At 65.5% G+C, this 15,298-nt stretch carries 16 protein-coding genes; 2 read left to right on the forward strand and 14 right to left on the reverse strand.

Annotation, left to right across the window (positions count from 1 at the left end; genetic code table 11):
• Positions 1 to 74 precede the first annotated feature (74 nt).
• The 14 genes from EJE94_RS13650 to EJE94_RS13715 all read right to left on the reverse strand — a co-directional run bounded on the left by EJE94_RS13650 (position 75) and on the right by EJE94_RS13715 (position 11,858).
• Positions 75 to 560 carry a protein NO VEIN domain-containing protein gene (locus tag EJE94_RS13650; RefSeq protein ID WP_207855976.1) on the reverse strand — a complete coding sequence of 162 codons (486 nt, stop codon included), beginning with the start codon at positions 558 to 560 and terminating at the stop codon, positions 75 to 77.
• 122 nt (positions 561 to 682) lie between these two features.
• Entirely contained in the window at positions 683 to 2,068 is a 1,386-nt protein-coding gene (locus tag EJE94_RS13655) for an AlbA family DNA-binding domain-containing protein (protein ID WP_121243002.1), read from the reverse strand.
• Positions 2,069 to 2,445: 377 nt separating this feature from the next.
• Complete coding sequence (locus EJE94_RS13660; protein ID WP_121243003.1) at positions 2,446 to 2,988, reverse strand: flavin reductase family protein; 543 nt, start codon at positions 2,986 to 2,988, stop codon at positions 2,446 to 2,448.
• A gap of 126 nt (positions 2,989 to 3,114) precedes the next feature.
• Positions 3,115 to 5,712, reverse strand: a complete 2,598-nt coding sequence (locus EJE94_RS13665) for a heavy metal translocating P-type ATPase (protein WP_207855977.1) — start codon at positions 5,710 to 5,712, stop codon at positions 3,115 to 3,117.
• A complete protein-coding gene (locus tag EJE94_RS13670) occupies positions 5,709 to 6,380 on the reverse strand; it encodes a hypothetical protein (RefSeq protein WP_121243005.1) in 672 nt (223 codons plus the stop codon). Before EJE94_RS13670 ends, EJE94_RS13665 begins: the two co-directional genes overlap by 4 nt.
• A gap of 10 nt (positions 6,381 to 6,390) precedes the next feature.
• Positions 6,391 to 6,759 (reverse strand): hypothetical protein, encoded by a 369-nt coding sequence (locus EJE94_RS13675; RefSeq protein WP_121243007.1) that lies wholly within the window; start codon positions 6,757 to 6,759, stop codon positions 6,391 to 6,393.
• 129 nt (positions 6,760 to 6,888) lie between these two features.
• Positions 6,889 to 7,074 (reverse strand): metal-binding protein, encoded by a 186-nt coding sequence (locus EJE94_RS13680; protein ID WP_121243009.1) that lies wholly within the window; start codon positions 7,072 to 7,074, stop codon positions 6,889 to 6,891.
• Between the two features lie 7 nt (positions 7,075 to 7,081).
• A complete protein-coding gene (locus EJE94_RS13685) occupies positions 7,082 to 7,570 on the reverse strand; it encodes a TlpA family protein disulfide reductase (RefSeq protein ID WP_121243011.1) in 489 nt (162 codons plus the stop codon).
• Entirely contained in the window at positions 7,570 to 8,571 is a 1,002-nt protein-coding gene (locus EJE94_RS13690; protein WP_121243013.1) for a hypothetical protein, read from the reverse strand. The genes EJE94_RS13685 and EJE94_RS13690 overlap by 1 nt, the downstream gene beginning before the upstream one ends.
• Positions 8,572 to 9,249, reverse strand: coding sequence for an ABC transporter ATP-binding protein (locus EJE94_RS13695; protein ID WP_121243015.1), 678 nt, complete (start codon positions 9,247 to 9,249; stop codon positions 8,572 to 8,574). It abuts the gene before it with no gap.
• 305 nt (positions 9,250 to 9,554) lie between these two features.
• Complete coding sequence (locus EJE94_RS13700) at positions 9,555 to 10,691, reverse strand: ABC transporter permease (protein ID WP_121243017.1); 1,137 nt, start codon at positions 10,689 to 10,691, stop codon at positions 9,555 to 9,557.
• Positions 10,654 to 10,983 (reverse strand): hypothetical protein, encoded by a 330-nt coding sequence (locus EJE94_RS13705; RefSeq protein ID WP_207855979.1) that lies wholly within the window; start codon positions 10,981 to 10,983, stop codon positions 10,654 to 10,656. Before EJE94_RS13705 ends, EJE94_RS13700 begins: the two co-directional genes overlap by 38 nt.
• A 46-nt stretch (positions 10,984 to 11,029) precedes the next feature.
• Positions 11,030 to 11,599: an SCO family protein gene (locus EJE94_RS13710; protein ID WP_121243019.1), complete on the reverse strand. Its 570-nt coding sequence runs from the start codon at positions 11,597 to 11,599 to the stop codon at positions 11,030 to 11,032.
• A 67-nt stretch (positions 11,600 to 11,666) separates the two neighbouring features.
• Positions 11,667 to 11,858 carry a hypothetical protein gene (locus EJE94_RS13715; RefSeq protein ID WP_121243021.1) on the reverse strand — a complete coding sequence of 64 codons (192 nt, stop codon included), beginning with the start codon at positions 11,856 to 11,858 and terminating at the stop codon, positions 11,667 to 11,669.
• A gap of 424 nt (positions 11,859 to 12,282) precedes the next feature.
• Here EJE94_RS13715 and EJE94_RS13720 point away from each other — a divergent pair, with 424 nt between their 5' ends.
• Together EJE94_RS13720 and cimA are read left to right on the forward strand one after the other, a co-directional pair.
• On the forward strand, positions 12,283 to 13,620 hold the full coding sequence (locus EJE94_RS13720) for a sigma-54 interaction domain-containing protein (protein WP_121243023.1): 1,338 nt from the start codon (positions 12,283 to 12,285) through the stop codon (positions 13,618 to 13,620).
• Positions 13,621 to 13,704: 84 nt separating this feature from the next.
• On the forward strand, positions 13,705 to 15,288 hold the full coding sequence (cimA, locus tag EJE94_RS13725) for a citramalate synthase (protein WP_121243025.1): 1,584 nt from the start codon (positions 13,705 to 13,707) through the stop codon (positions 15,286 to 15,288).
• The last annotated feature ends 10 nt before the right edge of the window (positions 15,289 to 15,298 follow it).

Below are 15,298 nucleotides of genomic sequence, written 5' to 3' on the forward strand. Positions count from 1 at the left end.
GCTAACGTAGAAGTGAGCGGCCTTCCGCGACTCTATGCGCAAGGCCGCTCGACTGCCGGGTTGGCACGCAGACTTCATGCCACTACCGGCTCAATGCCCAGCAAAGAGTAGTTGTCAATAAATCTGTCGGAACCGATGAACTCACCGACAGTTTGAACGCCAGACTCTTTGGTGCGCCCCTGTGGCTTAAAGTCGAGTGACAAGTGGTAACTGGCGCTGTTCGGAAACTTGCTGCTGAAAAAGTAGTGAAGTCCTTTGGCAACAGTTGCAGCCGGAAAGACAAATACTTCAGGCGCAAGCTGTCCGTTTGCAAGGTCGACGCAGCAGACAAATCGCCGAGAAAGAGGAATTGTGTCCTTTTCAGGTGAGGCGTATTTGCTCTGAAGAATCCAGCGGCGTGAATACTTTGCAGAAGACTTCACTTCCAGGAACGCGACATTTCCGGCTTTGTCGAAAACTAGAATGTCATAGCCGATAGTGGTGCCCCATTGCAGCGTGACCATGTAGCCGCGTTGCGTGAGCCGTGACGCGACGAGGAACTCGCCTGCGAGGCGGTTCAAATTCTTCTGCTCATTCGATACGCGAGTCATCTCTCTGCGCCCCAACGTTTGAATTCACCGGCCTGCGCGGCTTTTCGCGCAGGTCCGGTGGAATGATGGGTTGGGCGAACCGCGTTCCTCACCTAGAGCTTTCTTTCAATGAGCCGTTTTGTCAGATCCTCATAAACGGCTTGTCCTAGAACAAATCCATCAAACACCTCAAACAGCGGACCAAGTGCCTTGGCTACGAAAACATCTAGGCCGGATATTGCGACGTCAGACGGAATCGTGACCGTCGACTCGACAGTATCCTGATGCGCTCGGCGCCCGGGTGAGATGTATCGCTCTGGGTTAGCCCAAGAGTGGAGTTCTCGATTTCTCAGTCGTGTCCAGCGTAGCGCAAACGTTGCGACGGTCTTCTCTGGATCAGTAGACATCGCTTTTGCGAACGCAGTCCCAACAGCTAGAGCTTCAGCAACCCTGATAACTTGCAATGCAAAATCCATTGCAACCATTGGGGCCGGGGCGCGCTCGGAGCCTGAAATGTCGTCCTGAAGGGCGCGCCGAAGGTAGAAATGCCCCTTTGGATCAAATCTCTCGAAGTCAATGTGATTCGACCACCCGGAATCCAAACTGACTATGAGCGCCTCCCATCCTCCATCGAGGACGTAAGGGCGCGATTGTGTGTCGGTGAAGCCTCTGCTATCGAGCCAAACTGGCCACCCCGTATAGTCTGGGTTGGTTGAATCTAAGAGATTGAGAAAGTCCCGATTTGCTGCGAACTGCCCGATAGCCCCGCTTATTACGAGAGCAACCTCCCACGTGCCATGCGAAGGAAGTTCGATTTTTCGCTGAGACAACGCCGTTAGAAATCTGGATTCCCCTTCTTGAAGTAACGCCCTAGCCAACTCTTCGGTCGTCGGTACCGGTTCACCACCTTGAGCAAGTCCGCCTAACAGTTCCTGCAGCACGGTCAAATTTCCGCCGCTCAAATGACGACGCAAGAAGCGACCGATGTCCGCCTCCCGGTTGTCAAAACACACCTCTACTACCTTCGGCCAATCCTTCCACCCTGCCTTCGATGTGCTCGGTGTGTTGTTAGACCTTAGCGTTCTTACATAGACGTCGTCGGCTGTAATCAACTTCTGCCCGTTGTGGATCAAGTCAGCCTTTGCTGCCACCGGTGTTTTGATACCCGGGGGAATCTCTATTACGGGATATGCTTGCTCCCCACGGGTCGGGAACGACACCGTGATCTCGAAGGGTTCTGATGCGTAACGCGACACAAGCCCTTGGATTTTGTCGAGGTGAAATGCACCGTGGACATCCAAAGGCACGTTCGTGGTATCTGGGGCGAGGGTGTCGTCCATGAACCCAATTACAAGATACCCCCCGCCGAAATTCCGAAGGGCCAAAGCAGATCGCGCGATCTTCGCAATCCCTTCGGGGGAGTCCGGGTCGATCCATTGCTTCAACTCGACAGAAAGGCTCTCACTCGGAAGGTCAATTAGTTCTTGTGCTCTGCTCATGCCACGCTTTCCGCGTCAAAGCAATTCAGACAGTTCGCCCAACGTAATGTCTGGCGCCTAAAAGTCGGAAAACTTTCCGACACTAGGCTGGCTAATTCATCCGCACGACCGCGTTTCACTGCCGAATCAGAAGGTTGTGTCAATTTTGTAGGACCTACTACAGCGATCGTGTGTCAACCAGACCCATTCTGCTCCGCATGGCGGCCGCTGACAATGCTCTCGGCATCAATGAACAGCCGCTTCGTGGGAATTAGGCCAGAGTCCGCTCCTGGCCGTCAGCTGATGTAATCAGCATGAGGTTCGGGTGGCAGCTCCGGCCGACAAAGCTGACCGGCTGCTTTCCTGATGGATGGTCGTGACAGTCGTGCCCAAGCGGCTTAGAGGCCGGGCGGCAGCTTGGGGGCCATCATCTTCTTGCGGTCGAGCTTGCGTCCGTCGACGATGAATGTGCCGTCGCCGACGGCATGGATCGTCCGCTTTTCCTTGCGCGCAGGATTCATGTAGGCGGCGACGCCCTCCAGCACGACGATGTTGTGCCGACTGACGATGTCGATGACCTTGCACTCGATGTTGGCCAGGCATTCCTTGATCAACGGCGCCTTGACGATCTTGCCTGCCTCGGGCGTGAGGCCGAACCTGGCGAACTTGTCCGTGTCGATGCCGGAACACGTGCCGATCCCGACCACCTGATCCAGCATGTCGACGGTGGGAATCGCGATGACGCATTCCCGGTGCTTGCGCAGCGCGGCGAAAGAGTGATTCCACGCACCGGTGGTGAGGGCGAATCGGGGAATGAAGTCCACCACCATCATCCACGAGATCGTCATGATGTTGCTCTTCTCCCCGTCGCGCGTCGTCACGAGGACGACCGGGCCCGATTCCATCAGGGTGAAGGCCTTGCCGAGTTTGAACTGACGCATGATCGCACCTCCTGAGCTTCCCTTGCCCGGCCAGTCGGGCCGAACTGCTTCAGCTTGGTACGGCGCAGCGGCTATGTCAATCCGACTTGGCGACGGGCGGGCCGTTGCCGATGCCATCCTGCCACGTCAGCGCCGTTGCAGCCGCAGCGAGTTGGTGACCACCGACACCGAGCTCATCGCCATCGCCGCGGCGGCGATCATCGGGTTGAGCCGGCCGGCGGCGGCGACGGGGATGGAGATGACGTTGTAGCCGAGCGCCCAGAACAGGTTCTGGCGGATGATCTTCATGGTGCGGCGCGAAAGGTCGATGCCGCCCGCGACGCGGGCGATGTCGCCGCCGACCAGGGTGATGTCGGCCGACTCGACCGCGATGTCGGCGCCGCCGCCGATGGCGAAGCCGACGTCGGCGGCGGCCAGCGCCGGCGCGTCGTTGATGCCGTCGCCGATCATGCCGACCTTGTGCCCTTCCTCCTGCAACTTGCGGATCAGTTCCAGCTTGTCGGCCGGCGTGGCGCGAGCGATGACGCGGTCGATGCCGACCTCGCGGGCGATGTGGTTGGCCGCCGCCTCGACGTCGCCGGTCGCCATCACCGTCTTCAACCCCAGCCGGTGCAGCAGCGCGATCGCCTCCTTCGCCCCCTCGCGCGGTTTATCCGCGATCGCGAACAGCGCGGCGACGGCGCCGTCGATGGCGACGAACACCGGCGTCTTACCCTGCTCGGCCCAGGCCTGGGCCTGCGCGGCTTGCGCCGTGCAATCGATGCCCGCGGCTTCGAGCAGCGCGGCGTTGCCGACCAGCACCTCGCCGGACTCGGACTGCGCGCGCACGCCGTTGCCGGGCACGGCTTCGAAGGACCAAGTCGGGCGACCGCTTGCAGCGGAGGGGGCCCCACCCGGTGGGGGCGTAGCGCCCGCAAGCGGGATGCGCGACGCCGAGCTCCGAAGCGCGGCCGCCGCATCCGCCTCCGCGGTCGCATCCCCGCAAGCGGGGCCCCTGCTCCGCGCTTCGGCGTCGCCTGATGACACGCCGCGCGCCTTGCACCAGGCGGCGATGGCCCGCGCCAGGAAGTGCTCGGAATGGCTCTCGGCGCCGGCCACCAGCGCGAGCGTGGCGCTCTCATCGCGGCCGGCCACGGGCAGGAAGTCGGTGACGACCGGCTTGCCTTCGGTGATGGTGCCGGTCTTGTCGAACACCAGGGTGTCGAGCTGCGCCGCGGTTTCCAGCGCCTCGCCTTTCCGGATGTAGATGCCGCGCCGCGCGGCCTGGCCGGTGCCGACCATGATGGCGGTGGGCGTGGCCAGCCCCAGCGCGCAGGGGCAGGCGATGAGCAGCACGGCCACGGCGTGCGACAACGCGCGCGGCAGCGGGTGGCCGGCCAGCAGCCAGCCGGCGAGCGTGGCCGCGGCGATGCCGCCCACGGCCGGCACGAAGCGCGCCGAGATGCGGTCGGCCAGCTTCTGCACCGGCAGCTTGGCGCCCTGCGCGTGGTCGACGAGCTTGACGATGCCGGAAAGCACGGTGTCGCCGCCGACGGCGGTGACGCGCATGACGAAGGCGCCGTTGCCGTTCAGCGTGCCGCCGACCACGGCGTCGCCGACGCCCTTGGCCACGGGCAGCGATTCGCCGGTGAGCATGGCCTCGTCGACGCTGGAGCCGCCCTGCTCCACCACGCCGTCGGTCGGCACCTTGTCGCCGGGGCGCACGCGCAGGCGGTCGCCGAACTGCACCTCGTCGATGGGCACGGTTTCGTCGCCGGCGGCGGTGACGCAGATCGCCGTCTCGGGCTGGAGCTCGATGAGCTTCCTGATCGCCTCGGAGGCCTTGCCCTTGGCGCGCTCTTCCATGTAGCGCCCGCCGAGCACGAAGGCGACGATGGCGGCGGCGGACTCGAAATAGACGTGGTGGTGCGGCCGCAGCACGCCCGGCAGGCTGTAGGCCCAGGCGGCGCCGGCGCCCATGGCGATCAGCGTGTCCATGTTGGCCTCGCGCTGCTGCGCCAGCGCCCAGGCTTTCTTGAAAATCTCGCCGCCGCTGCCGAACACCACGACGGTGGACAGCACCAACTCCATCAGGCGCAAGGCGGGCGAGCGGTGCATCAGCATGCCGGAGACCATCACCGGCGCCGTCAGCAGGGCCGCCTGCAGCAGGCGCTTCCTCGCCAGTTCGAGCCGGGCTTTCTCGCGCTCGACCAGCAGGCGGCGCTGCGCCAGCGTGTCCATCGGCCGCGCCTCGTAGCCGAGCTTGCCCACCGCGGCGAACAGTTCCTCGCGCGGCAGATGGCCCCTGACCGTCACCGTGCCGGCGGCGAAGTTCACCGCCGCGGAATCGACGCGCGGGTCGCGCTGCAGCTTCATCTCGATCAGCAGCGCGCAGGAGGCGCAGGTCATGCCCTCGACGGCGGCGTTGCATTCCTGCGCCGGGCCGTCGGGAATGGCTGTGCCGGAAAAAGTCGGCGCTGGCGGGACGGCGGCGGGAGGCGGCGCGGCAGCGATGTTGCCGATCACCGCATCGACCACGGCCAGCAGCCGCTCCTCGCTCGCCTGCGCCGGATCAAAGTGCAGCGTCACCGAGCCGATCTCGGGCACGCTCTTCACGTCCCTCACCGCGCCGTGCTTCCTCAGCAGGATCTCGAGGATGTAGCAGCGCTCGGGCTGCTTCGCCAGTGCCGGCGCGATCAGCCGGATGCGGCGCGTGAGGCGATGGACGACGCGGAAGTGCTTCACGGCTGGCCAGTCTGAACCGGGGCCGGCGGCGCGGGCAACGGCACAGGCTTGGCGATGGACTTGCGGTAGCGCACCAGCAGGAACACCAGGTAGAAGGTGGTGAGCCAGGCGTTGCCGTACTTCACCGGGTCCTTGAGCCAGCGCTGGGTGATCAGTTCCCAATGCACCTTGATCAGGTAGAAGGCGACGATGTCGTTGAGGAAGTTGGTGACGGCCTTCTCGGTCAGGGCGTTGGCCAGCATCGGCTGCAGCTTGGCCTGCAGCGATCCGGCCGGCGCACCCGGCTGGCGCAGCCGCTCGAGCCGCGCGCGCAGGTCGGCGAAGGCGCGGCGCGCCTGGGCGCGGATGTCGCGCAGCGTGGGCAGCGGCCGCGCCGCGGGCACGGGCGATGGCGCCACGCCGGCGGCGGGCTCCGGCAGCTCGCCGAGCAGGTTCTTGAGCCCGCGCGCGACGTCGGCGACGCCGCAGGCGTGGGCGTCGTAGCGCACCGCCAGCCGGCGGTCGGCCGGATACACGGTGACGCGATAGACCCCCGCGACGGCGCGCAGGCCCTGCTCGATCACGGCGGCGGCCGCCGCATGGCAGATCTCGCCCGGCAGCTCGAGGCGCAGGTAGCCGGCCTCGCGATGGCGGACGACGATGCGGCGGGAGAGATCGGCGGCGTTCATGGTGCGATGGCTACGCCTTCGGCGCCTCGGCCGGCGCGGCGGCGGCGGCGCCCTGCTGGGCTTCCTTCTCCTGCGCCTCGGCCATCAGGTCGTCGAGGTTCTCCTTCTGCTGCAGCACGAAGTCCTTGCCCATGCCGGTGGCCTTGGACAGCGCCTGGATGATCTCCTTTTCGTACTTGAACAGCAGATAGCCGGCGGCGGCGCCGGCGGCCAGCAGCACCAGCGGGTTGCGCAGCAGCGTGCCGCCGAGCAGACCCTTGCCGGCGGCGAAGCCGGTGGCCGCCATCATCGCGCCCTGCGCGACCGGATGGCCCATCATTCCCATGCCGTTGCCCATCATGTGGGCGGGCATCTGTTTCATCATCTCTTCGGTCATCATGGCGTCTGCGCCTCCTTGCGCTTGTTGAATCTTGAATGTCCTACGGGTCGGCGCCTGGCGGCATTCGCGGCCGCTACGCCCCCATTCGCTTTGCTCACGGGGCCCCCTCCGCTGCTCATGCCGCCCCTCTCAGGTTTTCGTGGCTTGATTGTCCGGCACGGCCGCCGGGATTTCATTGATCTCGTTCAACATCTGGTAAATCCCCAGGCAGCCCTCGCAGCAGAATTCCAGCGTCCCGCCGGATGCGGTCAGGGTGAACGGCTTCACCCCCACCGGCAGGCTGCACAGGTCGCAGGGCTTCTTGGGGTCGCTCATTTGAGCCTCAGTTGAGTAACTGCAGCGCATGGCGCTCGAAGGTCGCCTCGTCGGCCTCGCCGATCACCTTGCCGCGCACGACGCCTTTCGCATCGACGAAATAGGTGGTGGGCAGGCCGACCACGCCGTAGCGCTTGGCGATCTTCGCCTGCTCGTCGAGCAGCGCCGGGTAGGTCACGCCGATCTTTTTGATGAAGGCCTCGACCGTCTTGCGATCCTGGCCGGCGTTGACGGCGATGACCTCCAGCCCCTTCCCCTTGTGGCGCTGGTAGACCTTCTCGATCGCCTGCATCTCGCCTTCGCAGTACTTGCACCAGTCGGCCCAGAAGCGCACCACCACCGGCTTGCCGGCCCAGGCTGCGGGAAAGTGGGCAGCCATGCCGTCGAGGCGCGTCGTCTGGAAGGTCGGCGCGATGTCGCCGGTGTTGAGATTGACCGGCGGTTCGCTGCCGCAGGCGGAGAGCAGCATGGTGAGGAGGATGAGCAGGCGGCGCATCAGTGTTCGAGCAGCACGAGGTTGGAGCGCAGGATCATGGCCGTGGCCACCGCGGTGGCCAACAGGAAGCCGATGCTGGCGACGGCGGCGAGCCGGCGCGAGAACTCGGGCACGATGCTCTTCAGGCTGGCGACGCCGGCGAAGGGCCGAATGGCACCCACCGCGAGGCCGGCGGCGGTGGCGACGAACAGCGGAACATAGAGCGCGTAGCCCTGGTAGTCGTATTCGGGCTTAAGCACGCAGAACGGGCAGTGGTGGTGCGGATGTTCGTAGATGTAGAGCGAGACGAAGGACAGGATGCCACTGATGCCGGCGGCGAAGCCGAGCGCGGCGCCCGCCGCAGTGAAATAGCCGCCTTTGCCGAACGCCCACTGGTAGCTCGCCGCGGCGATGGCCAGGCCCATGGCGCCGTAGAACAGGAACATCGCCGGCAGCGGCGGCAACGCCGTGGCTTCGGCCGCGATGGTCTTCGAACCCTCGGAGAACAGGCTCCCGCAGCAGGAGGTGATGACGTCGGCCTTGAGGTTGAGGAAGAACTGCGCCTCCAGCCAGGCGCTGCCCGCCAGCAGCGGCGCCAGGGCGAGCAGCAGGCCGTACTTGATGCGAACCAGCGGATAGTCGCGCGCGCGGCTGTCGACGTGGTTGATGGCCAGCCACATCGCGGCGAGGAAGAACAGCGCGATCTTGGCGTTGAGCGCCGGGAAACCCCAGGGGTTCACGTTGAGCGTGCCCACCGCGCACATGGCGCCGACGAACATGCCCGACATCTTCTCGGCGTTGAAGACGAACAGCAGCACCGAGGCCAGTTGCGCCACAAGCACGAAGGCGAGCAGCGTCGAGAACAGGTAGGTGCGCCGCTCCAGCTTGAGCTGCCGCTCGCTGCCGCTCGCGATGTCCCAGCGGCGGATCACCTCGAGGGCGAAGGGCGCGCTCGCCGCCAGCGCCAGCACGCAGATGGCCGAGGAAAGCAGCAGCGCGATGATCGCAGGCTGAAAGATCACTTACCGTTCATCCACGATCTGGCCGTCGCGCATCTCGACGACGCGATCGACGACATCCGATTCGGTGACCAGCGGGTCGTGGCTGGTCAGCAGGATGGTGCGTCCCTCGCCGGCGAGGCCCTCGAGGATGGCCATGAATTCCTTCGCCAGGTGGGTGTCGAGGTTGGCGGTCGGCTCGTCGGCGATCAGCGCCTCCGGGTCGTTGATCAACGCCCGACAAATGGCGACGCGCTGCTGCTCGCCGCCGGAGAGCCATTCCACTTTGGCGGCGCGGCGATGGCCGAGGTTGAGCCGGGCGAGCAGGCCTTCCGCGCGCTCGAGCAGTTCCCTGCGCGGCCGGCCGGTCGGGTAAGCCGGCAGGATGATGTTGTCGAGCGCGGTCAGCCCCTTGATCAGGTTGAACTGCTGGAAGACGAAGCCGAAAGTGCGGCGGCGGATCTCGGTGAGGAAGCGCTCGGGCAGGCCCGAAATGTCCGTGCCGTTGAGCCGCACGCGGCCTTCGGTCGGCCGCGCCAGGCAGCCGACCAACGTCAGCAGCGTCGTCTTGCCCGAGCCCGACGGCCCGCGCAGCGCCGTGACCTTGTTGGCCTCGATGGCCAGGTCGATGCCGTTGAGCGCCCAGTACTCGTTGTGCTGGCCCTGGTTGAAGGCTTTGCGGATTCCAGAAAGCTCAATCATGTCTGTTGCCCAATCGCGCTTGGCATGAGCGCGCCACGGGCGACGGGTGGCCGTCGCTGCTCATGTCCTCCGGGCCGGGCTGCGCCCGCCCCTCCCCCTTTACTTCGCTGCGTCGGCCACCCGCCACCCGTGGCAAGGTACGCCGGTGCCTTGGGGCCGCAAAACAAGCACGGCGCTGCCTGATCGGGACGGTGGGGTGCTCTGCGCAGCGAAGTAAAGGAGGAGGAGGCCGAAGGCCGACGGGGGACATGAGCAGCGCAGAGCACCCCACCGGCCAGATCGAGCACCAAACGTCGAATTCCATCTCAGCCCCTCATCACCGCATCCGGGTCGGTGATCGCCGCTTTCCAGATCGGCACCAACACCGCCGCCGCGTAGGGGAACACCGTGAAGAAGAACAGCGTCGCGACCTGCAGTCCGTCGACGTGCGGCGTCAGGCGGAACTCGGGGTAGAGCACGGCCCAGCCCTTGAGCACCGGCTCGAATAGCCCGGCGCCGGCATAGAAGACATGGACGTAGGCGGCGACGAAGCCGGCGAGGAAGGCGGTCAGCGAAATCAGCAGCCCTTCCCAGAACTTCATCTTGATGATGTCGCCGGTCTCCCAGCCGATGGCCTTGAGGATGCCGATCTCGCGCTTCTCCTCGGCCGAGAGGCCCGAAGCCTTTTCCCAGGCGAGGATGCCGAAGGCGAGGATCGCCGCCGAGAGCAGTGCCAGCACGATGCCCTCGCGCCAGTCGAAGATCGAGGCATAGGTGCGCAGCACCTCGTCGCGCAGGATGGGCCGCGAATCCGGCAGCGCGGCGGCGAGCTTGGTGGCGACGTTGCGCACCTCCTGCGGGTTGGCCACCGTCAGCGCGATGTCGGTGTAGTGGCCGGCCGGGTAGTCGAAGAAGGCGCGGAAGTCGTCCTCGTGCATCAACAGCAGGTCGGCGCTGACGATCTCCGAGGCCTGCGGCAGCACGCTCGCCACGATGAAGGTGTGCAGCTTGCCCGAGTAGGAACGGAAGGAAATGCCGTTGCCGGCAGCTAGGCCGCGCGAGCGTTCCAGCGCCGGGCCGACGACGATCTCCCCCTTCGCGACGCTGCCGTCGTTGGGCACCATGAAGGTGTAGTTGGCCTTGACCACGGCATCGTAGTAGTAGCCCCAGAGCCGACCCTCCTTCTTCTGCACGCCGCGGATCCTGCCGACCTTTTCGATGTAGCCCGGGGGGATCAGGTCGTGGCGCCCGGCGACGAGGCGCTGCAGGATGACCTCGGGCGAGGCGGCGAGCACGTTCGCCGCTTCCTGCCGCAGCGCGTGGGTGTAGAGCGCGACCGAGGCGAGCACGAACACCAGCACGGTGTAGACGCCGAGCAGCCCGAGGTTGCGGGCCTTGCGCCGCGCCAGCGACTCCAGCGTGAAGTCAATCAGGTAGCGCTGCTTCTCGAGCCACAGTTTCATGTCGCGGGGGCAGCAGCAGGCTGCCCGTGGGGAAGTGCTCGAAGGCGAGCGGATGGTCCTGGAAGGCCGAGTGCAGGTCGGCCTGCGTGGGGTGGCGCGTATAGCGGGCCTCGGTGAACAGCGCGAGGTCGGTAAGGCCGAGCCGCGCGACCAGCGCGCGGGTCTCGTTCAGTTCGGCCTCGCGCTGCGCGCGCGGGATCGCGGCATCGAGCAGCGTCGCCGCGAAGGCGGCCGCGGCCGCGGCGAGCAGCGTCAGGGCGAGCGTGGAGGGACGAACCGTGGTCGGGGACATCGGGACGATGATAGCGTGGGGTGGTGCACCGCGACCCTGAGCTGGATCAAAGCAGCTTGCGCACGGCGTCCACGATGGTCGTCGCCGGGGCGGCGAAGTGGATCACCTGCGCGAGCTTGCCGTCCGGTCCGACCACGTAGGTATCGGCGCTGTGGTCGACAGCGTAGCCGCCGTCGGGCCGGAGCGGCTGACGCACGTAGCCGGCACCGTAAGCCTTGGCGACGGCCGCGATCTCCGCGGGCGTTCCGGTGACGCCGACCATGGCCGGATGAAAGTAGGCGGTGTATTCCTTGAGCAGGGCCGGCGTGTCGCGCTCGGGATCGACCGAAACCATGATCAACCGGGTGCGCGCGCGCTCCTCGGGCTTCAGCGCGTTGAGCGCCTGCGCGCCAGCCGCCAGCGAGGCCGGGCAGATGTCGGGGCAGTGGGTGTAACCGAAATAGACCAGCAGCACGTTGCCACGCAGGCTCGCGGTATCGAGCGGACCCGCGGCGGACTGCAGCACGAAATCGCCGCCGACCGGCTTGGCGGCGAGGCCGGCCGTGCCGTGGCCGCCGTCGGAGCAGGCGGCGAGCAGGGCGACACCGAGGGCAAGGATTGCAGGCAGGCGGAACATCGGATGCGGTGGACAGCGCAGGGCGACCGCGGAGCGGTCGCCGATTCGGGGAAGGGTGGCCCCTCGCCTAGAAGCGGTTGGCGGCACGCATCAGCGCGCCGCGCAGGGCGATCGTCAAACTCGAGCCGAGCCCCACGCGCTGCGCGACCGCGGGCAGCAGGATCAATGAAGCCAGGGCGAAACCGGCACCCAGCAACAGCGAAGCCATTTCACTGCCCTCGCTCGCGACCACCGTTGCATCCTGCGTGTTCTGGTTCATTGCGCCGCTCCCGTCCGTACGATTTCACTAGAGGCAGATGGTAGAGACGATGTGCGCACTTGTCGTGCGGCATATTGCCGCAGCGAAGGAAGCAAGGAGGAGAAAAGAAGAAGCCGCGCCGGAGGGAAGGAGGGCCCTCCGCCACCGCAACTCCGGAATGGGAAGGGGAATTCCTTCCGGAGAGCGCCACCTGGGTGCCCTAGAGGAGGTGGGCAACCCGGCAACGGGCTTTGCAGTCGATCGTCGATAACCGGCAAAGGCGGCGGCTTCACGCAAGTACTATCAAGACCCGTGCCAGCCCGATGTGAGGATCTACCCTGCTGTTCCAAATGGGGTTTTTTCTCGAGCGCTATCATCCCATCAAGAGTTGTGCCAAAATTGACTGACATTTTTGTCACCACCTCCCTGTTTTGACACTCATCCCATGACCGATCAAGGGATCGCACAACTCGCCGCCTATCTCGAAGAAGTGGCCGAGCCGAGCATCATCCTCGACGACGACTACCGCATCCTCGCCGCCAATGTCGCCTATCGTCGCGACTTCGCCGGCAGCCAGGACGTGACAGGGCGCCGCTGCTACGAGGTCTCGCACCGCATCGACCGGCCCTGCGACCAAGCCGGCGAAGCCTGCCCGCTGCGCCAGACCGCGCAGTCGGGACATCCGCAACGGGCCCTGCACCTGCACCACACGCCGCGCGGCGAGGAGCACGTCGATGTCGAGACGCGGCCGTTGGCACGTGGGCCAGGCAAGTCAAAAGCGGGACAACCCCGACTCTTTGTCGAAAGCATGCGCGTGGTGCGTCACGCCAGCAGCCAGCCGGCGGTGCAGGGCCTGGTCGGGCGCTCGCCGGCCTTCCAGGCGATGCTTGCGCGCATCACCCGCGCCGCGCCGGCCGAAGCGACGGTGCTGCTGCTGGGCGAGACCGGTACCGGCAAGGAACTCGCCGCGCGTGCGGTGCACGAAGGCAGCCCGCGCGCGACCGGCCCCTTCGTCGCCGTCGATTGCTCGGGCCTGACCGAGACGCTGTTCGAAAGCGAGCTGTTCGGCTACGAGAAGGGCGCCTTCACCGGCGCCACCCACCTCAAGGCCGGCCTGGTCGAGGCGGCCGCCGGCGGCACGCTGTTTCTCGACGAGATCGGCGAGTTGCCGCCGGCACAGCAGGCGAAATTGCTGCGACTGCTGGAATCCGGCACCTACCGCCGCGTCGGCGGCGTCGAATGGCTGCCCGCCGATTTTCGCCTCGTCTCCGCCACCCACCGCGACCTCGCCGCCATGGTGCGAGCCGGCGACTTCCGCCGCGACCTCTACTACCGCGTCAACACTTTCCCCATCCACATGCCGGCGCTGGCCGAGCGCCGCGAGGACATTCCGTTGCTGGCGGCGTCGCTGCTCGCGCGCATCGACGCCGCCAACAGCGGCCGCATTGGCCACCACCGTCTTTCCGCCGGTGCCCTGCGAACGCTCCAGGCACGGGACTACGAGGGCAACATCCGCGAACTGCGCAACCTCGTCGAACGCGCGACGCTGCTCGCCGACGGCACGGAAATCCTGCCGGAACACCTCGACGAGTCGACGACAACTGCGCCCGCTGCACCCGGGAACGAAACCGAATTCCGCATCGCCGCGCCGATCAGGCTCGACGAACTCGAGTCGCGATATCTGCAATGGGCGCTGGACGCCAGCGCCGGCAACAGGAGCGAACTCGCCGCGCAACTGGGAATCTCGGCGCGAACGCTTTATCGACTGCTGCGCAAGCGCTGATCGCCGACATTGCATCTGCGTTCGTCCATTGCGCGTGATTCAATCTGTACAATTGATGCTGCACCGCACCACCCCAAAACCTCCATGGCACGGATCTCCATATACGACTCGACCCTGCGCGACGGCGCCCAGACGCAGGGCATCTCCTATTCGGTCGAGGACAAGATCAAGATCGTCGAGCGACTGGATGCGCTGGGCGTCGGCTACATCGAGGCCGGCAACCCCGGCTCCAATCCGAAGGACCTGGAGTTCTTCGCGCGGGCGGCCACGCTGAAGCTGGCCAGCGCCCGCATCATCGCCTTCGGCGCGACGCGCAAGGCCGGCCTGCGGGTTGCCGAGGACGCCAACGTCCTGTCGCTGCTCAAGGCGGGCACCGCCGCCATCGCCATCTTCGGCAAGAGCTGGGATTACCAGGTGCTGGAAATCCTGCGCACCACGCTCGACGAAAACCTGTGCATGATCGGCGACACGATCCGCTATCTGAAGCAGCAGCGCAAGGAAGTGGTCTTCGACGCCGAGCATTTCTTCGACGGCTACAAGGACAATCTGGACTACGCGATGAAAACGCTGGCCGCGGCGGTCGACGCCGGCGCCGACTGCATCTGCCTGTGCGACACCAACGGCGGCAGTTTCCCTGACGAGATCTTCGACATCACCCGCGAGGTCCGCCGGCGCTTCGATGTCACCGTCGGCATCCATTGCCACAACGACAGCGAAATGGCGGTGGCCAATTCCATCCGCGCGGTGCAGGCCGGCGCCACCCAGGTGCAGGGAACCATCAACGGCCTGGGCGAACGCTGCGGCAACGCCAACCTCTGCTCGATCATTCCGAACCTGCAATTGAAGTTGGGTTTCGAGTGCATTCCGGCGGAGGCGATGCGTCACCTGACGTCGGTGGCGCGCTCGGTGAGCGAAATCGCCAACATGCCGCACAACGAGAAGGCGGCTTACGTCGGCGGCCATGCCTTCGCCCACAAGGGCGGCATGCACATCGATGCGGTGGTCAAGAACCCGATCTCCTACGAGCACATCAACCCGGATCTCGTCGGCAACAGCCGCCGGGTGCTGATGTCCGAGGTGGCGGGTCGCAGCACGCTGCTGGCCCGCATCAATGTCGTCGATCCGACGCTGACCAAGGATTCGCCCGAGATCCGCAGGATCATCGACCGCCTCAAGGAACTGGAACACGAGGGCTACCAGTTCGAGGCGGCGGAAAGCTCCTTCGACCTGGTCGTGCGCAAAATGCTCGGGCGCTACACGCCGTTCTTCGAACTCGTCGAATTCAAGGTCATCACCAACGAGCCGGCGGTCAATGACGTCAATTCGTCGGTGATCATCAAGGTGCGCGTCGGCGACCAGGAAGTGCTCACCGTGGCCGAAGGCGACGGCCCGGTGAACGCCCTCGACAAGGCTGCGCGCAAGGCGCTGGAGCGCCTCTACCCGGCCATCGGCGAAATCCGGCTCACCGACTACAAGGTGCGCGTGCTCGATTCCGACCTGGCCTCCGCGGCCAAGGTGCGGGTGCTGATCGAGTCGAGCGACGGCAGCGAGAACTGGACGACCATCGGCGTGTCGACAGACATCATCAATGCCTCCTGGCAGGCGCTGGTCGATTCGATCGAATACAAGCTGCTGCGCGACCAGGAACGCACGCAGCAGGCAGCATGACCCTTTACCC

Origin of the sequence: Sulfurisoma sediminicola (assembly GCF_003865015.1) — a bacterium.
Taxonomy (GTDB): domain Bacteria; phylum Pseudomonadota; class Gammaproteobacteria; order Burkholderiales; family Rhodocyclaceae; genus Sulfurisoma; species Sulfurisoma sediminicola.

Coding starts and splice junctions, on each gene's coding strand:
- EJE94_RS13675 (WP_121243007.1), bottom strand. CDS start 6,759: ATGATGACCGAAGAGATGATGAAACAGATGCCCGCCCACATGATGGGC.
- EJE94_RS13685 (WP_121243011.1), bottom strand. CDS start 7,570: ATGCGCCGCCTGCTCATCCTCCTCACCATGCTGCTCTCCGCCTGCGGC.
- EJE94_RS13660 (WP_121243003.1), bottom strand. CDS start 2,988: ATGCGTCAGTTCAAACTCGGCAAGGCCTTCACCCTGATGGAATCGGGC.
- EJE94_RS13695 (WP_121243015.1), bottom strand. CDS start 9,249: ATGATTGAGCTTTCTGGAATCCGCAAAGCCTTCAACCAGGGCCAGCAC.
- EJE94_RS13655 (WP_121243002.1), bottom strand. CDS start 2,068: ATGAGCAGAGCACAAGAACTAATTGACCTTCCGAGTGAGAGCCTTTCT.
- EJE94_RS13715 (WP_121243021.1), bottom strand. CDS start 11,858: ATGAACCAGAACACGCAGGATGCAACGGTGGTCGCGAGCGAGGGCAGT.
- EJE94_RS13720 (WP_121243023.1), top strand. CDS start 12,283: ATGACCGATCAAGGGATCGCACAACTCGCCGCCTATCTCGAAGAAGTG.
- EJE94_RS13700 (WP_121243017.1), bottom strand. CDS start 10,691: ATGAAACTGTGGCTCGAGAAGCAGCGCTACCTGATTGACTTCACGCTG.
- EJE94_RS13710 (WP_121243019.1), bottom strand. CDS start 11,599: ATGTTCCGCCTGCCTGCAATCCTTGCCCTCGGTGTCGCCCTGCTCGCC.
- EJE94_RS13680 (WP_121243009.1), bottom strand. CDS start 7,074: ATGAGCGACCCCAAGAAGCCCTGCGACCTGTGCAGCCTGCCGGTGGGG.
- cimA (WP_121243025.1), top strand. CDS start 13,705: ATGGCACGGATCTCCATATACGACTCGACCCTGCGCGACGGCGCCCAG.
- EJE94_RS13670 (WP_121243005.1), bottom strand. CDS start 6,380: ATGAACGCCGCCGATCTCTCCCGCCGCATCGTCGTCCGCCATCGCGAG.
- EJE94_RS13705 (WP_207855979.1), bottom strand. CDS start 10,983: ATGTCCCCGACCACGGTTCGTCCCTCCACGCTCGCCCTGACGCTGCTC.